Source organism: Lachnoclostridium sp. An169 (assembly GCF_002160525.1).
GTDB lineage: Bacteria > Bacillota > Clostridia > Lachnospirales > Lachnospiraceae > Mediterraneibacter > Mediterraneibacter cottocaccae.
The window spans coordinates 15,939-37,956 of the sequence record NZ_NFKT01000030.1 but is presented as its reverse complement, the minus strand read 5'-3'; the positions used below and the strand labels follow the sequence as shown (position 1 = coordinate 37,956).

The following is a 22,018-nucleotide window of genomic DNA, read 5'->3' as shown; positions in this document are numbered from 1 at the left end:
CTGTAATAAAATTGCTTTTCTTTTTATATTTGTTGCTTTTTATGTATACTTTGACTATAATGTCTTTATACCCAAAGCAATCATATGGGGTTGTCCGAGCGCAACAGGCAGGATGTTCTGTGTGAATATGACATCTTAGAACACTGCCTGGTACGGGCAGCCCCCGACTTATATCAGGAGGTATCAATATGGGGCACCGACAGTATTCTGTAAAAAATGCGGACACGCAGGATATGACTGCTACTCTTCTGTCCATCGCTCTGTCCAAGGATGAAAAAGACTGGAAAAGTCTGCTGCACACACATTACTTCACAGAGCTTTTTTATGTGGTAAACGGAAAGGGGAATTTTCTCTTTCGGGATGAAACCTATCCGATCGAGCCTGGAGATTTTGTCATTGTCCCGCCTTACACGGAACACACGGAGCAGTCTGCTTCCGGAAATCCGCTGGAATATTTTGTACTCGGCATTGACGGTGTGACTTTCCAACGGGAAAGTGAACAGGCAGGAAAACAGATATGCGGCAGCTTCAGTTCGACCCCCTTCATCACAGATCTTTTTGAACAGATGCTCTACGAAGTAAGGAGCAGCGAATACGGATCTGATGCAATCTGTCAGAAGCTCCTCGAGGTCCTTATCCTCAAGATCATCCGCTCCCTGCATGTGGTACCGGTTCCTGCCAATACTGTGCGGATGACAAAAGAATGTGCCCAGATAAAATCTTATCTGGACACAAATTATGCGGATCATATTACATTGGATACGCTGACCGGGCTGACCCATATGAATAAATACTATATGGCCCATTCATTTTCAAAATATACCGGTCTGTCTCCGATCCAGTATCTGAATGAGCGCCGTCTGGAAGTCGCATGCGGACTTCTCACCGAAACAGATCACTCTGTCTCGGAGATCGCCGCATCCACCGGGTTCTCATCCCAATCCTATTTCACGCAGATCTTTCGCAAGAAATACGGAACGACGCCCATTAAATACCGGCAGGAACGGAAATAACTCCGTCCGTAACCTTATTTCAGATTTCATACCATATAATCTCATTGGCGTCGAGATCCAGGTCAAAGCTTGTGCCGTCCCCCCTGTACACGGTTGTACTCTGGGGTTCATAGGTATTATTGACCACGCAGTATTTTCCGTTCTTTACATAGGCATGGACTTCCACGTTGAAGTTTGTGGAAAACCACTTGTGCAGGTTCTCCTCGTCGTGGGAGGACCAGATGATGGAACGGTAGAGGATCCGGCTGTTCTCAAAGCTGTAGGGCAGTCCGCTGATGTAGACGCAGCGTCCTTTTCCGAACTCCCTCACTGCCATCTGCACCTCTTTATCCCGCTGAACAAGGATCTCGGTGCCGTCCAGGGCATAGATGTTTTTCTTGCCCTCGCCGAAGTCGATATCCTTTGTGCAGTCTTCCTTAATGAAGTGGTCGTGCTCCTCCCAGTTGTACTTGTCCACGTTGAGAGTGAAGCCGGTCTCCTTCTCCACACCCATGACCGTGGCAAGCTGGAAGAAATGCCCCTCATACTGGTGCGCCGCAGGCTCGCCCACACCGATGAAACCGCCGCCATTGTAGATGAAGCGTTTCACTGCCTCCACGATCACCGGATCGGTCCAGTTCTCCCCGCCGGTATACGCGGTATCCGCATCCCCCACGTTCAGGATCACATCGATATCGTCCAGGATGGACGGGTCTTTGCGGATGTCATCAAAGCTGATGAACTTCACGTCAAAGGGCGCGCCGCTCAGTGCCTCGATGACTCCCGCGTAGGAGTAGTTCTGTTTATAGTAGATGGCATGGTGTACCATGTGGTTGCCCCATGCGCGCATCTTTCCCCAGCAGTTTAAAACTGCCACTTTCTTAATACAGTACGGCGTGGTTCCCTTGATGTTGTCATAGAGGGTGCGGAACTCATTGCATACGCTCTCCACGTAGTCGATGAAATCCGGGAACTCCATGGCAAGCTTCAGGTAACCGCCATAGCCGATGCGGTCGATGGGCTTCCTTAAGATGGCGCGCCTCGCTGTCACCCAGTTCACCTTTGCCTCCTTCACCGGGTCTCCGCCCTCGTGGAAGGTATCCGGGAAGAAGTAGGGAAGGAAACGCCCCTCTGTATATTTCACGCCCTCAATATCGCTGATCAGACGGAGGGTGCAGCCGTTTCCGACGCTTCCCACCACAGCGTCCAGTCCGATGTTCTTGAACTCATCCATGAATGGCTCCATGCCGATCCAGTGGTCACCCAGGAACATCATGGCCTCCTTGCCGTACTCGTGGGTGATGTCCACCATCTCTTTGGCAAGCTTCGCCACTTCCCTTCTCTGGAACGCCTGGAAGTCCTGGAACTCTTTGGACGGGATCCGGTAGGTATTGTTCATGTAGCCCTGGTCGATAATGAATTCCGGACGGAACTTATAGCCCACTTCCTTCTCAAACTGCTCCAGAATATAGGGGCTCACGGATGCGGAATAGCCGTACCAGTCCACGTATTTCTCCCTTGCCAGCTCGTCAAAAATCAGGGTGAACTGATGGAAGAAGGTGGTGTAGCGGAGCACATCCACGTAAGGATGTGTCTCGATAAATTTCCGCAGACGCTCCATGGAAAACTTGTGGGTCTTGGGCTGGCGCACGTCAAAGGTAATCTGCTTCTCAAAGTTGGTCCATCCGTTGGTCACAGCGTTGTACATATGTACCGGGTCCCACATGATGTAAGCCAGGAAGCTCACCGTATAGTCGTGGAACTGCGCCGCGTCATGGATGGTCACATCGCCGGTCTCATCACTGTAGTCCCACCGGGTCACAGGCACCACTTCCCCGGTGGTCCGGTCGATAACTTCCCACCAGCGGGTGATATCGTCGTGGCTGTTGACTTTCAACATGTCCGGGTAGAGGTGGTTCATCAGATGGATGGACAGGTCCTTCTCCACTGCCGTATAGAAGGGCGTCATGATGTACATCTGCTGGATCTCGTCCGGGTTTGCCTTTGCCCAGTCATTGTCCTTTCTCGTTGTATAGTAGGTGGAATACACTTTCGCATCCACGCTCTTTAATTCTTCCGGATAGTCCGTTCCGTCGCAGTCACGGATGGCATCCGCTCCCCAACGCTTTAAAAGTTCCAGTGTCTCGGGTACGACATCCAGATCGGTAGGGATTGTTACTCTTCCACTTGAATTCTCTTTCAAAACGATTCTCCTCTCTGATACATCAGGCTGATGCCATATGGTATCAGCCTGGAATTTTAATGTATTCTGATATGCCCCGGGCATGATCAGTATAATATTGCCATGCGGTGTACTAGCCTTTGACTCCGCCACCGGTAACACCTGCGATGATCTTCTCGGACAGGAATATGTACAGCAGGAATGTTGGAAGGAATACGATAATAACTGCTGCAAAAAGTCCGCCGTAGTCTCCGGAGTACTTCATACCATTTACGATCCGGAGAAGTCCCACGCCAACAGGAGTCATCTCTGCCGAAGACGCAAAGATCAACGCCATAAAGAATTCGTTCCATACGCTCAGGAAGTTAAAGATCGTCACTGTTACAAGCGCCGGCTGTACAAGCGGAAGCATGATCTGCCAGAATGTCTTGCCCGGTGTACATCCGTCGATCGCAGCAGCCTCCTCGTAGCTTCTTGAAAGGCTGGCAAAGAAGTTCAGAAGATAGGTCGTTGTAAACGGTACGCGGATACAGATATATAGGATGATCAGAAGGATCCTGCCCCTGATCTGGTATTCTGCAGTCAGAGCGTAAATCGGCATGATGATCATAACTTCCGGAATACTCATTGCCAGAATCAGACTTGTCTTGATCGGCTTGTTCCCAAGAAATGTAAATCTGGAAAGCACATAGGCTGCCGGTGCCGAGATCAGGATAACGACTACGCAGGAAACTACTGAATACAGCAGTGAGTTCCCAAAAAATACGGACACATTGCTGGTCGTCCAGGCATTGAGGTAATTTTCCCAGTGGAATCCTGTCTCAAACTTGAATACTGAACCTGAGAAAATCTCCCTGGTTGTAGAAAAACTTGCCGCCAGGATCCATATCAAAAATACCGCTGTAAATCCGATCCACAGCAGCACGATCAAATATCCGGGGATCAGTGCAGCTTCTTTTTTCCAGTTTATTTTTTCTTTATATACAACTTTTTCTTTACTGTTTTTACTCATTTTCTCACCCCATTCGCATACTAGAATTCCAGATCATCGTCTTTGAGGACTTTATTCATGATAAAGTAAACCAACGCCACGAAGATTGCCAGGGTAACACCGATCGCCGCACCGGCACCTGCATCTCTGTCCACATTTCCGGTAGTGCCGAATACAGTATCATACAGGTAGACGACCGGTACGATAGTAGACGCCTCGCTCTGGACAGGCGAGAACATCTTGGACCAGAGATAAAACGAGATACAGTTGACGCTCCAGAAAGTAATGTTTGTCTTAAAAATGCTTCGCAGAAGGGGCAGGGTAATTCTGCCAAACTGCTGTATTTTATTGGCCCCGTCAATCGTAGCCGCCTCAAAAAGGTCCTGAGGGATACGCTCGATGCCGCTGATAAAGATCAGCATATAATATCCGACCGCTCCGAATATGAAAGCACCGAGCATTGCCCAGAACTTCGTATCCGTCCCAAGCCAGTTTTTTCCTTCCAGGCCTAAGACTCCCAGTATCTGGTTCAGCAGCCCGTATTCCTGACTGTAGATGTACTGAACCCACATCGTTGCCAGGGCAACTGCACTGATTATATTTGGAAGATAGATTGCAGCCCGGAAAAACTTCTTAAACCGGATACCACTCGTCAGAATCACCGCAAACAAGAGGGCAAATGCCAACACTATAACGCCCCCCACGATCCAGATCAGAAACATGTTCGTCATCGCTCTCTGGAAAGTCGCGCTCTGGAAGATCTTCATGTAATTCGCCACTCCGTTAAAGGACCATTCCGATACATCTGCTGTTACGCTTTCGATTCCAAAGAAGCTCATAATCACAGTCCTGATAACCGGATAGAGATACATGGCGAGAAGTGCAATCGCGCATGGGAGTATAAATGGAATAATAAATGATTTTTTCTGTTTCATTTTCCTGTGTCACCTCTCTGAAAAAATGAGGTGACGCCGAATCAGCGCCACCTCCGGTTCTTAGTTAATCTTAGTATAAAGCGTCCAGAGCTGCTGCAAAATCTGCACCTGTAGCATATTTCCCTTCAAAGAGCTGGATAACAATATCTCTGATGGAAGCCTGAAGATCACCGTTCTGGTTCAGTCCCATATTCCATGTAAGAGGTGTTGTTGTTGCGTTCAGAAGCTCCTGTGTTCCATTCTGTGATGAAGGAACCGTATTGTTCGGATCTGCCGGCATCTGGTTCGCTGTGTCAGCCATATTCTGATCCTGCTCGCCTGTTACGATATACATAGCCAGATCAAACGCTGCCTGCTGATTCTCAGAATACTTAGTGATCGCAATCGAGTTAGCTCCCGCATACTCAACTCCTGTTGCATCGATTCCGCCTTCAACTGACGGATACGAGAACACACCCCAGTTCAGTTCAGACTGAGTATTGTTGTTTACTTCAGCTGTAACATAGTTCGCACACACAACCATGGCAACATCGCCGTTCAGACCCATAGCATTCTGGCTTGCCGGATACTCAGCCGGCGCTCCGTCTGCAAGGTAGCCCGCTTTTACAAAATCGATCATGTCCTGTGCAGCCTGAGCAACACTGGCATTACCGCTCCATCCTCCGTTCACCGCCAGATCAGCGACAGCCTCTTCACCGATGTATCTGGAAATATGATATCCGAACAGGAATGCTGCATATGCACTGTCCAGTGCGAGCGGCTGGATGTCATTCTCTTTCAGTGCCGCGCATACGTCCAGGAACTCTGCCCATGTGGTCGGTACTTCAACGCCTGCCTTCTCAAACAGATCCATGTTGTAGTACACACCGCCTACCTGCGGCTGCTCGGTAACGCAGGGAAGGAATCCCGCCCACTCTGTAGCCTTGTCATTGAATACGGCAAAACTGTTTTCCGCGTAATTCGCTGCTGCAGCCATATCGGTCAGATCCGCAACATAGTCCTTTAAGTTCACGGCAATTCTGTTGTAGTCGTCCTCAAAGAGATCGAACGGCTCCTGCGCCTCAAGGGAAGAGCTCAAAATATCTTTGATCTCACGGCCTTTCCACTCAATGTTGACTGTTGCGCCAGTCTCTGCTTCCCAGGCATCGACCGCTTCCTGAAGGGCCTGTCCCTGGGGCTCTGTGTTGCTCCACATGGACCAGTATGTAAGCTCTACGCCGTCATACTCGCCACCGCCGCCAGTCTGCTCTGAACCGTCGCCGCCATTTCCGCTTCCACCGCCGCTTCCGCAGCCTGCAACCAGACCTGTCACCATTACTGCTGCAAGCAGAACACTAATCACTTTCTTTTTCATATCGTATCCTCCTTTTCGATTCGTGTTAACTAGATTATAGTCTGTTGCCTGTCATAAAAGCAAGTACATTCTTGTTTTGTTTTTTATAATTATTGTCTATTTCACACAACATCTGACAATTTTAGCATTATTTTCTCATCATTTCATACAATATTTCAGAGGGCACTCTCCTTTTTTACAATGTATTTTTCACATTTTACTATCCTGCCGTCTTTTCCGGACTTTTCTGCTAACACGACCTTTCCCGAAGGAATTCCGCGATCTCCCGAAGCCTTTCTCCGCAGTGCCTGAAAAAATACCGGTACCCCTCACAGAAATAATCACGATACTGTCCGTCTTCCTTTTCCTTCCCTCTTCTCCTCCGGCATCCATTCCTGCATAACGTGTACCATTCGCAATCCCGGCACGTTATACTGATCTGCTGTGAGTCTTCCACAAACCTGCGCGCGGTCTCACATGTCAACATCTCGGAAATCCTGTCACTGTTGTAATTTCCCAGACAGTATTCATCCAGCACATAGAAATCGCAGGGATAGGCGCTTCCGTCCGCCTCCGCCACGCACTGCACGCTGCAGATGCCCCGCTGTTCGCACGCCTCCGGCGGATACCCCAGAAGGATCCCCACATAATTTTCAAACTGACGGATATAGGGCGCTTTCCCCCGCTTCCAGTCCCGGTCCCAGAGCCGGAAAAGCTCCACAAGGAACTGCCCGTATTTCTCCGGGGTCAGGGAGTATTCCATTTTTCCCGGTTCTTCATCCAGAGGATCCAGACAGATGATATACTGCTGGTATCCCCATCCGTTCCTTTTATACTCCTGATAGATCTCACGGATACGCTCTGCAGTCTGAGAGGTCACAACTGTGAGGATATTGTACTCCACACCGTACTGATCAAGCATCCGGATGTTTTCCCTGATTCTGCCATAGGTGTTCCCACCGTTTTTATCATGGCGGTAACGGTCGTGGATCTCCTGCGTTCCATCTACGGACACTCCGATCAGAAAATGATTTTCATGAAAGAAACGGCACCATTCTTCATTTAATGCCAGACCGTTGGTCTGAAGTGTATTCATAACACGCACCCGATTCCGGTTAAAACGGTTTTCGTACTCGATCGCTTTCCGAAAGAAATCGATTCCCCTTAAAGTGGGCTCTCCTCCCTGAAAAGCAAAGCAGATTTCCCGCTCCGCCTGAAACATCGCCTTCTTGATCAGATTCCTCAGCGTCTCCTCTGTCATCATCCCATAGGACGCAGTTTCGCGCCGCGCAGTCTCATCGCAGTAAAAACAGTAGTCGCACTGCATATTGCACAGACCGGAGGCGGGCTTGATCAGAATTGTATGTAATGGCATAATGATTCCTCCCTGAAGTCTTCGTATTATTTTATATATAGGGTATTATGGTATATAGAATATCACGCCGTCAAAAGTTAAGCAACGATTGACTTTTGAACTCATTTTGGGCTTGTCACATCCTGATATCCGATCTCTTCCCTCATAATTTCCCGGCAGAGTCCTTCCATCAGTTTTGCCGCCCTGCTACAGTCCTGCTTTGGAGTAAGGTGCATAAACTGCTTGCTCTTCGTCTGGTTCAGAATAGCCAGAGAAAGAAAATTCTGCAGTTCCGGCTGACCGATCCGGCGGATAAACGCATCAATTTGCATGTCCCATATCTGTTTTACATTATTTTTACAGAAATTCTCTTGACTGTAAAGTCTATTTACCCTTTATAATCAGACCAGACATCGGAATGAGGAGGTTTCATCATGACAATAAAGGAAACAGAAAAATTGACTGCAATGACCCGGGCTAATATCCGGTTCTATGAATCGGAAGGATTGCTCACTCCTTCGAGAGATTCCAACGGATACCGCAATTATACAGATGAAGATGTAAATATCCTGAAAAGGATCCGACTGCTGCGCACGCTCCACTTAAGCCTGGAAGATATCAAAGCAGTCAGCCGCGGCGAACAGACCCTTGCAGCAGCACTTAATCTGCATATAAAACATCTGCAGGACGAAACTGAAAATCTGCGGCAGTGCCGGGAAGTCTGCAGAGAACTCTGCCGGGACCGGGTGTCTTTCGACGATTTTGACGCCCAGACCTATCTGGAGCATTTAACTGCCCCGTCGCTTCAGTCTGCTCCGGAAATGAATACAGATAAAATAAAAAAAGTCACTGCTCCGTGGCGGCGTTTTTTTGCACGGTTGGCTGACTTTCTGATTTATTCCCTGCTGTGGAACTCGGTGCTCTCCATCGGTCTTCATATAAATATCATGGGGCCGGCGATGACCGGCGCGGCGGGTCTGATTGCTGATATTATTGCCGCTGACTGCCTGCTCCTTTTAATCGAGCCGGTACTGCTCTCCCTGACAGGCGCAACACCGGGGAAATTTCTCTTCGGTCTGCGCGTTGCCACCGAAGAAGGAGCCCGGCTCTCCCACCACGAAGCCCTGCTCCGGACCTGGGGCGTTCTTCGGAAAGGAATGGGATACGGCATACCTGTATACAATCTGTACCGATACTGTCAGTCTTACAAAGGATGCCAAAACGGTGAAGTACTCTGCTGGGAGGAGGACTCGGTCCTTCACCTGAATGAACGTTTCCTGCCGTTCCAGACTGCCGTATATATTTTCTGCCAGTGCCTGTCTGCGGTTCTGCTGTTCGTCATCTGGCAGTGCGGCACGCTTCCCTTAAACAGAGGAGAAATCACTGCTGCCCAGTTCTGCGAGAATTTTAACCGTCTGCAGGACTACTATAATATTGAAACACCCCTGAACATGCCGTCTGAGGGGGATCTTGCCGCGATCGTCCAGGTCGGGGGACACTCTCTTGCCATGGATCTCACAGAAGACGGCACCTGGGAAAGCGTAGAGGCGGTACTCGGCTCTGCCGGTGAAGAATACCCGCCCCTCCCCCGCTTTCAGTTCACGGAAGAAGACGGGATTCTGACCGGAGTCAGCTTCACGATTTCTTCCCGGAACAACGGGCAGTGGATTCCTGACTACCGGGAGCTTTTGTCCCTCTCTGTGCTCTCCCTTGTCTGCGCCCGGGACGACTATACGTTTTTCCCGGCGCCTCCATCTGTCATACGCAGGGAAATCGAAGAATACGCGGAGAACTTCGAGAGCTTTGATATCACGGAAGCCGGAGTCAGAGTAAACTGCAGCATGGATTACACCGGCTATTCCGACGTCCGCGGCTATCTCTCGGACTCCTGGACGTCGGCGTCTAATTTTCTCGTGCCGGATGTTGACGGAAGTGCTTCCTTTACGATGCAGTTTACAATGGAAGTCTTCGAAAATCTATGATCCAAATATATAACATGATAAATCTGTTCAAAACCCGGGGAAACATTTCACATTCTATGCTTTCCCGGGTTTTTATTTTCGCTTAACTTTTCTTTATATACTGTTTTTCTATCTCTTCACATTAAATGCCCCAAATCCCGGATACACTGCGCTGCCGCCCAGTTCTTCCTCGATCCGCAGGAGCTGGTTGTATTTTGCAACTCTCTCGCTGCGGCTGGGCGCGCCGGTCTTGATCTGGCAGGTGTTGAGGGCTACTGCCAGGTCTGCGATCGTCGTATCCTCTGTCTCGCCGGAACGGTGGGACGCGATTGCCGTATAGCCTGCCTTGTGCGCCATCTTGATAGCTTCCAGTGTCTCGGATACGGAACCGATCTGGTTGAGTTTGATAAGGATGGAGTTTCCGCAGCCGAGACTGATTCCTTTGGCAAGGCGTTCCGTGTTGGTCACAAAAAGATCATCCCCCACAAGCTGCACTCTGTCTCCCAGCTCTTTTGTCATCATCTGCCAGCCTTCCCAGTCCTCTTCATCCAGACCATCCTCGATGGAGCAGATCGGATATTTGTCACAAAGCTTCTTCCAGTGTTCTACAAGTTCTGCGGAAGTGAATTTCTTTCCGCATTTCGGGAGCACATACTCGCCTTTTGTGCTTCCCTTCCATTCGCTGGACGCGGCATCCATGGCGAGGACAAAGTCTTTGCCCGGCTCATAACCCGCCTGGCGGACCGCTTCCAGAATATATTCAATGGCTTCTTCATCGCTCCCCAGATCCGGGGCAAAACCGCCCTCGTCTCCCACTGCTGTGGCAAGACCTTTTGATTTCAGAAGAGACTGGAGTGCATGGAATACCTCTGTACACCATCTTAATCCCTCTTTAAAGTTCTCCGCGCCCACAGGCATGATCATGAACTCCTGCACATCTACCGTATTTGCCGCGTGGGCTCCGCCGTTTAAAATGTTCATCATGGGAACCGGAAGACGGTTGCCGCTGACGCCGCCGAGAAAACGGTAAAGCGGGATATCCAGTGCTTTTGCCGCTGCTCTCGCGGAAGCGATAGATACCGCCAGAATCGCATTTGCCCCCAGTTTTGATTTATCCTTTGTTCCGTCTGCCGCAATCATCGCCTGATCCACTGCATAGATGTCGCTGGCATCCATGCCGGTCAGCGCTTCACAGATCACTGTATTAATATTCTCCACCGCTTTGGAAACACCTTTTCCTCCAAAGCGTGCCTTATCTCCGTCTCTTAACTCCAATGCCTCGAACTCGCCCGTAGAAGCCCCGCTGGGCGCCGCGCCTCTCGCCACGGTTCCGTCCGCCAGATGTACTTCCGCCTCAACTGTGGGATTCCCTCTGGAATCGATAATCTCCCGTCCGATTACTTTTTCAATCTCTAAATAATCCATACCTTTTTTCGTCCTTTCCCTCGAAAACATCCCTGCCCCGGCTCAGGTAATACGGGGCAAAGGAGTTTCCATGATTGATTCACATATAGTTAGCTTTGACTAACTATATGTATCTTACCAGAATCAGGGATTGGATTCAAGAACTTTATTGAGAATGATTTTCATCGAAGCATCAGCTGTATTTTTCTTTCCGTTCATTCTGTCTCTTTTCCGGAAGTCTTCCCGGGAAAATCGTTTTTTATACCCGATTTTCCCTGCATTTCCCGGATCAGAGCTTCCACTCGTCCCTCCAACGGATCACCGGCTTCTCTCCTTCCCACTCAATGGGAAGCCATACATAGGTCGATTTGCTTGTATTTTCCGAATGTTTCAGCAGTTTCCCGGGAAGAGGCTCTGCCTTTCTCGGCGAGTAGTCCGGCTTATAGTCCGCAAAGTGCCGCTCCATTCCTTTGATCACCTGGGCGGACATCTTCATCGCCATTTTTCCCGGCATCCACCGGTCCGCGCAGGCGATATAGAGATCCTCCTGCTGCTCCGCTCCGGAACGCTTCACAGCCGCAAGCCTCTCCCCCGGAATCTTAAGCACACAGGTAATCTGGGAACTGAAAGAAGTATTTGTTGCATCACCGATATGGGGATTTCCCAGATCTTTATACTCTCCGTGATAGTCGTCGAAGACGCAGACCTGGCTTTTATTCGGATAATAGCCGCTCGTCCCGGAGGTGAAGAGATATTTCTTTCCGTTTCTCTCAAAATATGTGGGGGCTTCTCTCGTGTAAGGCGGCAGAAGCCCCTTGTAATGCTCCGAATATTCCCCGGAAACTTCCGTATATGTGTCGCTTAAGGTGGCTGTCACCAGTTCAAAGTGAGGACGCTCAAAGAAGATGTATGCCTTCTTCGTCTCCCCGTCCACATGCAGGGCGAAGTCCCCGGTATCCATCTCCAGAGGCTTATAGATTTTATGCACGAACTCATAGGGTCCCATAAAATCATCTGCCTGCATGACGGACATGAACTGGCTCACCTCCCCTGCCATGATCTTCAGCCACGCCACATATTTTCCCGTTTTCTCACAGTATATGATATGCGGGCGGTCCATACAGTAAGTCGGGTGAAGGGGCGAGGTCAGATCATCTGGCTGCGGCGGAATGATCAGCCCCCTGTCCTCCCAGTTATACAGATCTTTCGAGGTGTAGCACCGCACGCCCCAGTGCCACACTTTGTTGAAGAATCCGCCTTTTGTTTTCTCCTTATTTTCGCCGTACCAGTAGTACAGCCCGTCCTTTTCATTGTAAAACACAGAAAAACCATGTGCCTGGATCAGTTTTCTGTTTGTATCTCTCCATACCTCACCGGGCCTGATACCGGAATAAGTCATCTTGTTTCCCTCCTGATCCTGCTTTCTCCTGTTTAATCCTGATGTTCTGATTTCAGGTGTATTTCAATTTCAGATATATGCGCATTTTAGAACGATTCTGCAAATTCATAGCTTCCGCTCTCCACGTTCACCGTCTTTTCCCCGATCCGGATCTCTGCCGTCGTGTTTTCGGGAACCGTAATCTGATAATGGATTCCATCCTCCTTTTTCTCCCACCGGCTTGTAACCTGTCCGTAAATACTCCGGTACTCTGCTTCTGCATAAGTCAGGCTTCCGCCGGGAACCGGAGCGATAACGAAATGACATTCACCGTCCTGCCGGATGCCGCAGACGGTATCAAAAAGCCACTGGCACACAGCACCGGGGGAATAATGGTTCTGGCTCAGATTTCCTTCCCAGTTCTCCCACACGGTCGTGGCGCCTTCTTTTACCTCTGCAAGCCATCCCGGTTTCTCTGTATTTTCCAGCATCTTATAGGCTGTCTTTGCCTTCCCGGCTTCCGTCAGAACAGGAAGAAGGAAGGGCGTGGAGAGAAAGCCGGTTCCCACACGGTAACGGTACTCTTCCACTGCCCGGACGAGCTGCTCCTGCGCATCCTGCTTCTCTTTTTTGTGTTCCTCTCCGTCCAGAAGGCCGAGGGCGAGAGGACGGACCAGTTTTGCCTGCCGGTTTGTGTGAAGCGTTCCCGTCTTCACAAACAATCCGTTATAAGCCTCTTTGGCTCCGTCTGCATATTTTCTGCACTTTTCGGCAAATGATTTCTCTGCGGCAAGCCCGTTCCTGTCAAGGATACCGGCGATCTCCCCGATAATTTTCATTGCATAATACAGATATGCCGTACATTCCTCCGGATGTTTCGCCTGAGTTCCGTATACCTTGTCCCGGAACTCCTCAGGCTCCAGCCATTCGCCCAGATGGACGCCTTTCTCATAAGTATACTCATTCCAGGGATTGTTCTTCGCCTCTTTCTTATCTCTCATCCCCAGATTTTTCATCAGATATTCCGCATATTTCTTTATCATAGGCCAGCAGTTTTCCAACAGCTCTGTGTCCCCATACCGCAGATAATACCGGTACGGGACGAGATAGACGGCGTCCGCCCACCCCACGGAGGAACCGGTCACCTTGTACATCATTTCCACGCCCTGATAAGGCACTACCGCGGAGATCAGCCCGTTGTCATACTGGTCGTCCGCCATATCCCTCAGCCATTTGCGGAAAAATGCCGCCGTATCCATCATATAGGCTCCGGTATCAAAAAAGATCTGGGCATCCCCGGTCCACCCCAGACGCTCCCTGGTGGGACAGTCCGTGGGGATGTCGAGGAAATTGCCCTTCATGCTCCAGAGCGTGTTTTCATAGAAACGGTTCACCAGTTCACTGGAACAGGAAAAACTTCCCGTCTGTGCCATATCCGAATAGACCGCCACTGACTCAAAATCATCCGGAATCACCGTTATCTTTTCCCCCGGTGCCGTCAGGATCTCAGCATAGCGGAACCCGAATATGGAAAAGCTGTTCCGGAACTCATCCACACCGCCGCTGCAGATAAAACGGATCTCCTGCTTCGGCGTCATAACCACGTCGCCTTTGATCTGCGCGCCGAGAAGCTTTTTCACCAGGGAAAGCTGGCTCCATCCCTTTTTCGGCTTTGACTCCTGAATGCCGGAAAGATCCACCCTTCCCTTCCGGTCCAGTACCTCTCCGCAGACGATGCGCAGCTTCTGCCCGGGCTTTCCCTGGATATGAAAATGCAGCATTCCCGCAATATTCTGCCCGAAGTCCAGTACCTGCGTCCCATCTTCCGCAATCAGAAGTTCCGGCGTAAAGCGTTCTTTCTTCCTGACCGGCACATTGTCGGAGGCGGCGGGGATGACCGCGTTCTTTTCTTTTTCCTTCAGAAGCCGGGCCTTCCCGCCGAATCCGGGTTTCATCCGGGCGTCGTAAGCCTCCCCGTCCTTGAGGTCCGCGAAACGGACCGGCCCGTCGCAGCACCAGGAAAAGGACTCATCCGTGCCGGTAACCGCTCTCGATCCATCTGCATAGACAAGTTCAATCTGTGCCAGAAGAGCCGTCCTCATGCCGAAGACATACTCTGCGCTGTATGCCGCCACACAGCCACGGTACCAGCCGTCTCCAAGCCGGAAGATAATCTCATTGTTCTCCCGGATATCTTCCGTAATATCATAGACCTGATACTGCAGCCGTTTCCGGTAATCCGTCACTCCCGGCGCAAGCACGAAATCTTCGATATGCCGCCCGTTGATCTCCACGTCATAGACACCGTGTGCTGTGGCATACAGACGGGCAGAGACCACTTTCTTTTCTGCCCGGAACTCTTTTCGGAAACAGTCCACAGGATACCGCATCTTTTTCTTCGGATTATAATCCCCCGTGATCCAGGACGCGCTCCAGTCAGAGGGATTCAGAAGCCCCATCTCAAAACGCCCGGAAGCTTTCTCTCCTTCCCTGCCGTTCTCATCCCAGAGTTGCACCGTCCACTCCACAATATCGCGGCTTTCCAGTGTTTTTCCTTCATAGCGGATATGAGTCATGGAACCGGAAGAGACCCTGCCGGTATCCCAGATCATCTCATTTCCTCTCACCGCAGTGATCCGGTAGGCGCTCTGCCGCTTTCCCCCGCTGCAGTTCCAGGAAAACCGGGGCTTAAGGATACCAAGCCCCAGCGGATTTTTCAGATATTCTGTGCGCAGATGTACTGCCTTCATGTTTCTCTCTCCTTCTTCATCCAAAATATATAAATCATGTCACCGTCCCCGGTCTTTTATTTCTGCCCGTTCAGCTCTGCGATAAGCCCGTCCAGCTCTTCTCTTTTCTCCTGAGGAAGGAAATTATAGAGGATTCCGAGAGACTGGCTCATCAGCGTGTCCACACCGTCGTTTCCTGTGGCGTCCGCATTCATCCGCTGTCCCATCATGCGGATCACGTTCAGATTGATTCCGCCGGGGATCTTGTCCAGCATTTCCATGGCTTCCGCCGGAATGAATCCTGCCTGTGCCATTCCCAGAACCATATATTTTACATTTTCGTCAATGAACCGGAAGCCTTTTGTGGTCTTTACAAACTCTCCCATGGGGGTGCCTGTCGTATACCCTCCCGTTGGAGGGAGCGGCTCTGCATCCATCTTCATAGCTTTTTCCAAAAGGACTTTTTCCGCGTTCTCGCAGATCTGAATCCGGAACGTCCCCTTCTCTGTCCACCAGTCGTGGATCTGTTCGCTCCAGTACTGGAATGCCCGGGCAGGAAGGGTAAGGGTGATTTCCTTTTCTTCGCCCGGCTCCAGGTCTGCTTTCCGGAATCCTTTCAGCTCCCGGGCAGGACGGATCATCTCCACATGATCCGGTGAGACATAGAGCTGCACCACTGCTTTCCCGGCACGTTCTCCCGTGTTCTTCACCTTTACCCTGACTTCCAGAGAATCTCCGGCTTTCATGGCGTCCTTATCAAGGTGCAGATCTGAATACTCAAATGTGGTGTAGGACAGTCCGTGTCCGAAGGGGAAGAGCACCGGCTGCTTCTTTGTCGTATAGTACCGGTATCCGATAAAGACACCTTCCCGGTAATTCACTTTTCCATTCTCTCCGAAATAGGAAAGATAACTCGGATTGTCCTCCAGACGCAGAGGGAAAGTCTCCGCCAGATGTCCGGATGGGTTCACCTTTCCATAGAGAAGATTTATCACAGCCTCCCCCACGGCCTCTCCGCCGAGATATGCGTCCAGGACAGCTTTCGGTCTGTCGATCCAGGGCATCTCTACCGGACTTCCGTGATGGAGCACCACCACGGTATTTGAATTCACACTGCACACTTCCCTGATCAGACGGTTATGTCCTTCCGGCATATACATATGTCTCCGACCCACACCCTCCGACTCCATGGATTCCGGAAGTCCGGCAAAGACCACCGCCACATCCGCTGCCGCTGCTGCCTCTTTTGCCTCCGCGATCTGCTCCTCTGTCGCCTCACCGGTCCGCAGGTCATATCCCGGGGCATAGAGGATGTCCAGATTCTGCTGCCGTGCCGCTGCAAGAGCGTCTGTCACCGTTCTGCTTGTCACATGGCTGGAACCGCCGCCCTGATACCGGGGCGTTTCAGCAAAAGCTCCGATAAATGCTGTCTTTTTGGCCGGGCTCAGGGGAAGGATCTGATCTTCATTTTTCAGAAGAACCATGCTTTCCTCCGCGGCCTTTCGTGCCAGGGCATGTCCTCTCTCATAGTCAAAAGCGACGCCTTTCTTCTGATTTTCCGCAGCACGGAAAGCAAGCTCCAGAATCCGCTCGCAGCATACATCAAGATCCTCTTCCGTGATCGAGCCTTCCTCTACTGCCTTTACAAGCACCTGATCCGTGTTCTCTGCCGGCATGGTGAGGTCACAGCCTGCCAGGTCATCATGATCCATGTTCCCTGGGAATCCTCTCCCACGCCGAAGGCATTGATCATAATCGGCAGAATAATCGTCACCATCAGACCGGGAAGCATGGTTGTTTCTGTGCTGGTGAGCATGGCAAGCCCGTCTCTCTGCTTTGTATTTCTTGTGGAAAGAGGCACCATCAGGCAGTGGCTCATGTTATAGATGGTAAATGCAAATGCAAAGAACAGGTTGTAGCTCACGATGATCCAGGCGATCTGCACCCCATAGGAAGAACGCGGCACTGTGTAGAGCAGGATCCCTGTCACAGCCATGCAGATTCCGGAAATGAGAATCCATGGTCTTGCCTTTCCCTGCTTTGTACGGGTCCTGTCAATGATCCGCCCCATGACCACATTGGTAAACGCGTCAAATATCTTGGAAAACAGGGGCATGAACGTAAGGAACACTCCGCTTAATCCCAGGACATCAGTATAGAACTGAGTCAGATAACTTCCCGCCACCGCATAATAAACCAGATATACGAGACACGGTCCCGCGAAATATCCCAGCCACATCTCGCTTTTCTGGGTGTTTGCCGACGTTACTTTTGAATCAAATATTCTGTTTGAAAAAATCTTTGCAAGTACTCCCTGATTTTTATTTTTCATCCTTCTGGTTCCTCCTTTATCTCATTTCCTTCCGGCTCATTTTTCTCTGCTCTTTTTCTTCCTTTTCACAGCGGATCACCGCCGATGCTTCCGGCAGGCTTTTCCCCCTCACTGTCACCGTGATCTCTCCCGGCTTCTCCGCAAGGATCACTGCCTGCGCTCTTCCCCGGTATGTGGTGTAAACGCCGGTATCAAACCGCTCCGCTGTCCTTGGAGCTGCGCTTCCGAGCCCGAGCAGGGCGCCCCCAGTCGCTTTCACCGTAAGAGCTGTGTCCGCATTCATCTCGGTCTCTTTGTTTTCTCCGGCAAGGGCGATGTCCACATAGACAATCCCGCCGCATTTTACCGTCTCTTTCTCTGGCTTCACCTGAATATGCAGCTCTCCCCGGGCACTGACAAGCCGGTTCCTTCCCCGCTCTCTTCCTCCTGCGTCAAAGGCTGCTGCCTCCAGAACTCCCGGCTCATATTTCACTTTAAATACTGCCCGGCAGTATTTTGTCTTCTTTTTCCCGAGAGACTTTCCGTTGAGAATCAGCTCTGCCGTGGGGTGACGGGTGTAGACTTCCACCACCGCCTTCTGTCCCTCACAGCCCCGGAAACTCCAGGACGGAAGTGCATTGGTTCCCCGCCATGTAGCTTTCACCAGTTTTCTTCCCGAGGGATCCATGGGCTGCACGCCGATCAGGGGCGTATCTTCCTTTTTCCAGGCCGCTCTCGCCCACAGAGCCTCGCCGGTGGGATTCCCCAGGATATCGAAAGCTCCGGTATCTGCAAGAAGCCAGGGATAGGGCTTTTCGAATCCTTTCGCATCGTTCTCAAAGGACCATGCGCCGATTCCCGCCTCTCCCAGATAATCCCAGGCCGTCCACATGAAGTCCCCCACAAGATAAGGCAGCTGTTCCACCATCTCCCAGTTCTTCGCCAGATCCTGCGGGAAAGTCTCGCTTCCGAAAATCAGGCGGTCCGGGTGCAGTTTTCCTTCTCCCTTGTAGCGTCCGGAGGCGTAATTGTATCCGGCGATATCCAACACGTCCAGAACCGGAGAAACCGCCTGGTCCACCTTCTTCCCATTCGCCGCTTTGTTCATCCCGGTTCCCACCATGGAAGTGATCAGGTTAAACATGGTGCTGTTCATGCCTGACACCTTCTTTTCACTGGAATCATTCCGTCCGCCGTCTTCTTTATATACAGATTTTCCTTTTGCAGCATTGGCAATGATCATCAGGTTGAACCCCCCGGTCACCGGTCTTGTGTCATCCAGACGGTGGAAGAGATCCGTCATCTCCCGGGCCAGATCCACGCCCCGCTTTTCCGCCGGTTCGCTGACCTCGTTTCCGATAGAATAGAGGATCACGGACGGATGGTTGTAGTCCCTCCTTACCACTGCCTCAATATCGGATCGGTAATTTGCCTCAAACTCGCAGGCATAATCATAGACATTTTTCTTCCGGTACCACATGTCCCACATCTCATCCATCACATACATCCCAAGCCGGTCACAAGCGCGAAGTACCGCTTTGGAACAGGGATTGTGAGAGGAACGCACGGCATTGAAGCCGTTCTCCTTTAATATCCGGATCTTTCTCTCCTCGCTCTCGTCGAAAGTGCAGGCGCCCAGAATGCCGTTGTCGTGGTGGATGCAGCCGCCCCGCAGGAGAGTCTCTTTTCCGTTCACAAAGAGTCCCCTGCTGCTCCAGGCAATCTGCCGGATTCCGAAGGTTTCCTCAACCGATTCGACCTCCCTGCCGTTTTCCGCAAGGATGACCCGTGCGGTGTAGAGCTGCGGGTTCTCAGCACTCCAGAGGACGGCATCGGGAATTACGATTCCGGCGCAGTTTCCTTTTCCTTCTGCAATTTTCGTCCCGTCCTTTAAAATATGTACCGCGACATCTCCTCCCTGATGTTCCGTCTTCACCTCAATTTTCGCCGGATTCAGGGATACCGTCCGAATCCGTATGCCCTCCGGTTCAATATAAGTCCTTTCCTGCACATGCATCCACACAGGACGGTAGATTCCCGCTCCGGAATACCATCTGCTGTCCGGCTGCCTTTCATTGGACATCTCCACGCGGATCACATTTTCCCCCGCTTTCAGGAGACCATCCGCACAGACATAAAAGGGGAGATAGCCGTAGGAGCAGCCGCCTGCCTCCTCTCCGTTGATCTGCACCTGCGCATTCCTGTATACTCCTTCAAACTCAAACGTGACATGCTTCTCCTGTATATCTGAAGGAAGATCAAATACTTTCTCATAGACATAGCTTCCTCCCGGGAAATAGCCGGAAGCTCCTTTTCCCTCTGCTTTCGGACTGCGTTTTTCGGTCAGCATGGCATCGTGGGGCAGACGCACATCCTGCCAGATGTCATCCTTCTTTCTGCAGAATCTCCAGCCCTCATTAAAATCTCTTCGCATGGTCTGTCTCCTTTCCCATATTCTGTACATTCATAATAACAGCATCCCCGCTTTTTGCTTATCAGAAATTTGCTATAATTATCAATTATTTGATATGTTTTTAATTTGCATCTATTTTTTTATAATTTAGCCGAATTCTTGATAATTTTGCCTTTTTCTGTTATGATCGGATACAGGATAATTTCAATTCAGGTAATAAAATCGGAAAATAATCGAACACTCTGCCCGGACGAAACTGCCATCGGCTCTTTCCTGCGGGTGGAGCGCTCCCACGAGATGATCCTGGAATATGCGAAGGATAACGACATGCCCCTGATCATCACCAGCGCCATCCGTCTCATGTGGACAGCCGCTTTCCGCAGGGAAAACGGTATTCTGAAAAACATATACATTCTGGGACCTTATTTCATCGATGACAACTCTCCCCATAATATCGAGAACCGCCTGAGAAATATGGAACTTTCCACCACATTCCGCAGGAACTCGGTGCGCTTTATGCATTCCCTTCCCGTAATATCCTTAAACCGGATCATGGAGTACAGCATTATGTTCCACTATGCAGTGACAGAAGAAGAGATCTCCATCAGTGACATTGCCTACCGGGACAGTGACACATCTTCTCCCGGAAACAGGCACGCCGCTTCCGCGGAACAGCTCTCCGGGGAGGAAACTCCCATGATCCACGGCTCCTACGCGGCGGAACAGGAGATGCTGCGCATGGTGCGCGAAGGGGATCTTTCTTTCATATCAAAGAAACAGAAACTCGCTCTCAGTGGGAATATCGGCAGACTCAGCAACAGCAACGACGGAAGGCAGTTCAAGAACGCTGTTCTTGTCTGCATTGTCCTCTTCTCCCGGGCAGCTATCGAAGGCGGTCTTTCTCCCGAGGTCTCCATGACGCTGACCGACCATTATTTCCAGAGTGTGGAGGCATGCACTTCCATCATTGAATTAAAAGAGATCAGTGAGACCATGCAGAAAGACTTCATCCAGAGAGTCCACAAATGCCGGCAGAACGCGGGGCTCTCCAAAGCCATCCGCAAATGCTGCGACTATATCGACCTTCATCTGGAAGAGCCCGTCCGCCTGGAGACACTTGCCGGGGAACTGGGCTATTCAGAATATTATCTGACAAAAAAATTCCGGCAGGAAACCGGAAAGACATTAAAAGAGTATATCAGGGACAAACGGATCGGGCGGGCAAAGTTTCTTCTCACCACAACAGACTTGAGCATCCATGACATCAGCGAGCGCCTGCAGTTTGGCTCCCAGAGCTATTTTGCCGAGACATTCCGAAAGGCGGCAGGGATACACCCCACCGCCTTCCGGGAACAAAATCACCGTATTTAACCCAAATGTGCAGCATTTAATTTTTATGTGCAGCGGAGCGTATGCGCCGTTTCTCCGGGCTTTTTTTCTTCCGCTGCAGTGATTTTTGCCTTCCCGCAGGCTTCTTTCTCACGCTGTACCCGAACGTGCCGATCTTCTCCCCCAGTCCCAGGTATTCCCCGTGGGAATAGGCGAGAAGCCCGGTGCTGTTTAAGTCGAACCGGTTATTCTCATCCATATACGCCTCATCCGCCGACACAGAGACCACCTCCGCCAGAAACATATGGTGGCTTCCCAGTTTTTCGATCTTTACCACACGGCACTCGATATTTACCGACGCCTCCGCGATGGCAGGGGCATACTGAAGTACAGCCGCCTTCTGCGGTGTCAGGGAGCACTCCTTCCACTTGTCCACATCCCGCCCGGAACGCACGCCGCAGTAATCCGTAGCGCGGGCAAGCTTTTCCGTGGTAAGGTTGATGACGAATTCCTTTGTCTCCTCGATCATATGGTAGGAATACCGCTCCGGCCTGACCGAAATATAAGCCATGGGCGGATTGGTACACACCGTCCCCGTCCACGCCACAGTCAGGATATTGCTGTTTCCCTCCCTGTCAGCCACACTCACCATAACCGCCGGCAGGGGATAAATCATATTTCCTGCCTTCCACACCTGCTTTGCCAT

At 50.8% G+C, this 22,018-nt stretch carries 16 protein-coding genes; 3 read left to right on the top strand and 13 right to left on the bottom strand.

Annotated elements, in window-relative coordinates; genetic code table 11:
• Window positions 1-188 precede the first annotated feature (188 nt).
• Complete coding sequence (locus B5F07_RS17430; protein ID WP_087162485.1) at window positions 189-1,013, top strand: AraC family transcriptional regulator; 825 nt, start codon at window positions 189-191, stop codon at window positions 1,011-1,013.
• 19 nt (window positions 1,014-1,032) lie between these two features.
• On the opposite strand, the gene gnpA is transcribed toward B5F07_RS17430, so the two are convergent.
• From gnpA to B5F07_RS17400, 6 genes are all read right to left on the bottom strand, one after another.
• Window positions 1,033-3,195: a 1,3-beta-galactosyl-N-acetylhexosamine phosphorylase gene (gene gnpA, locus B5F07_RS17425; RefSeq protein ID WP_242972569.1), complete on the bottom strand. Its 2,163-nt coding sequence runs from the start codon at window positions 3,193-3,195 to the stop codon at window positions 1,033-1,035.
• Between the two features lie 112 nt (window positions 3,196-3,307).
• Window positions 3,308-4,186 (bottom strand): carbohydrate ABC transporter permease, encoded by an 879-nt coding sequence (locus tag B5F07_RS17420; protein WP_087162484.1) that lies wholly within the window; start codon window positions 4,184-4,186, stop codon window positions 3,308-3,310.
• Window positions 4,187-4,206: 20 nt separating this feature from the next.
• Entirely contained in the window at window positions 4,207-5,100 is an 894-nt protein-coding gene (locus tag B5F07_RS17415) for a carbohydrate ABC transporter permease (RefSeq protein WP_087162483.1), read from the bottom strand.
• Between the two features lie 70 nt (window positions 5,101-5,170).
• Window positions 5,171-6,454 (bottom strand): ABC transporter substrate-binding protein, encoded by a 1,284-nt coding sequence (locus B5F07_RS17410; RefSeq protein WP_087162482.1) that lies wholly within the window; start codon window positions 6,452-6,454, stop codon window positions 5,171-5,173.
• Window positions 6,455-6,683: 229 nt separating this feature from the next.
• Window positions 6,684-7,808 (bottom strand): anaerobic sulfatase maturase, encoded by a 1,125-nt coding sequence (locus tag B5F07_RS17405; protein ID WP_087162481.1) that lies wholly within the window; start codon window positions 7,806-7,808, stop codon window positions 6,684-6,686.
• A gap of 101 nt (window positions 7,809-7,909) precedes the next feature.
• A complete protein-coding gene (locus B5F07_RS17400) occupies window positions 7,910-8,119 on the bottom strand; it encodes a hypothetical protein (RefSeq protein WP_087162480.1) in 210 nt (69 codons plus the stop codon).
• Window positions 8,120-8,221: 102 nt separating this feature from the next.
• On the opposite strand from B5F07_RS17400, the gene B5F07_RS17395 reads away from it, so the two are divergent.
• Window positions 8,222-9,769 carry a MerR family transcriptional regulator gene (locus B5F07_RS17395; protein ID WP_087162479.1) on the top strand — a complete coding sequence of 516 codons (1,548 nt, stop codon included), beginning with the start codon at window positions 8,222-8,224 and terminating at the stop codon, window positions 9,767-9,769.
• A gap of 108 nt (window positions 9,770-9,877) precedes the next feature.
• Here the strand turns inward: B5F07_RS17395 and eno are convergent, their stop codons facing one another.
• The 6 genes from eno to B5F07_RS17365 form a co-directional block, all read right to left on the bottom strand.
• Complete coding sequence (gene eno / locus B5F07_RS17390; RefSeq protein ID WP_087162496.1) at window positions 9,878-11,173, bottom strand: phosphopyruvate hydratase; 1,296 nt, start codon at window positions 11,171-11,173, stop codon at window positions 9,878-9,880.
• 268 nt (window positions 11,174-11,441) lie between these two features.
• Window positions 11,442-12,551: a family 43 glycosylhydrolase gene (locus B5F07_RS17385; protein WP_087162478.1), complete on the bottom strand. Its 1,110-nt coding sequence runs from the start codon at window positions 12,549-12,551 to the stop codon at window positions 11,442-11,444.
• An 86-nt stretch (window positions 12,552-12,637) separates the two neighbouring features.
• The gene (locus tag B5F07_RS17380; RefSeq protein WP_087162477.1) at window positions 12,638-15,280 is read right to left on the bottom strand and encodes a family 78 glycoside hydrolase catalytic domain; all 2,643 of its coding nucleotides are present in this window, start codon (window positions 15,278-15,280) and stop codon (window positions 12,638-12,640) included.
• Window positions 15,281-15,336: 56 nt separating this feature from the next.
• Window positions 15,337-16,971: a glycoside hydrolase family 3 C-terminal domain-containing protein gene (locus B5F07_RS17375; RefSeq protein ID WP_087162476.1), complete on the bottom strand. Its 1,635-nt coding sequence runs from the start codon at window positions 16,969-16,971 to the stop codon at window positions 15,337-15,339.
• The gene (locus B5F07_RS17370; RefSeq protein WP_087162475.1) at window positions 16,902-17,591 is read right to left on the bottom strand and encodes an MFS transporter; all 690 of its coding nucleotides are present in this window, start codon (window positions 17,589-17,591) and stop codon (window positions 16,902-16,904) included. The genes B5F07_RS17375 and B5F07_RS17370 overlap by 70 nt, the downstream gene beginning before the upstream one ends.
• Before the next feature lie 16 nt (window positions 17,592-17,607).
• The gene (locus B5F07_RS17365) at window positions 17,608-20,004 is read right to left on the bottom strand and encodes a glycoside hydrolase family 2 TIM barrel-domain containing protein (protein WP_087162474.1); all 2,397 of its coding nucleotides are present in this window, start codon (window positions 20,002-20,004) and stop codon (window positions 17,608-17,610) included.
• 276 nt (window positions 20,005-20,280) lie between these two features.
• Between B5F07_RS17365 and B5F07_RS17360 the strand changes: the two genes are divergently transcribed.
• Window positions 20,281-21,354: a helix-turn-helix transcriptional regulator gene (locus B5F07_RS17360; protein WP_162613162.1), complete on the top strand. Its 1,074-nt coding sequence runs from the start codon at window positions 20,281-20,283 to the stop codon at window positions 21,352-21,354.
• Window positions 21,355-21,370: 16 nt separating this feature from the next.
• Here the strand turns inward: B5F07_RS17360 and B5F07_RS17355 are convergent, their stop codons facing one another.
• On the bottom strand, window positions 21,371-22,018 hold the full coding sequence (locus tag B5F07_RS17355) for a flavin reductase family protein (RefSeq protein ID WP_087162472.1): 648 nt from the start codon (window positions 22,016-22,018) through the stop codon (window positions 21,371-21,373).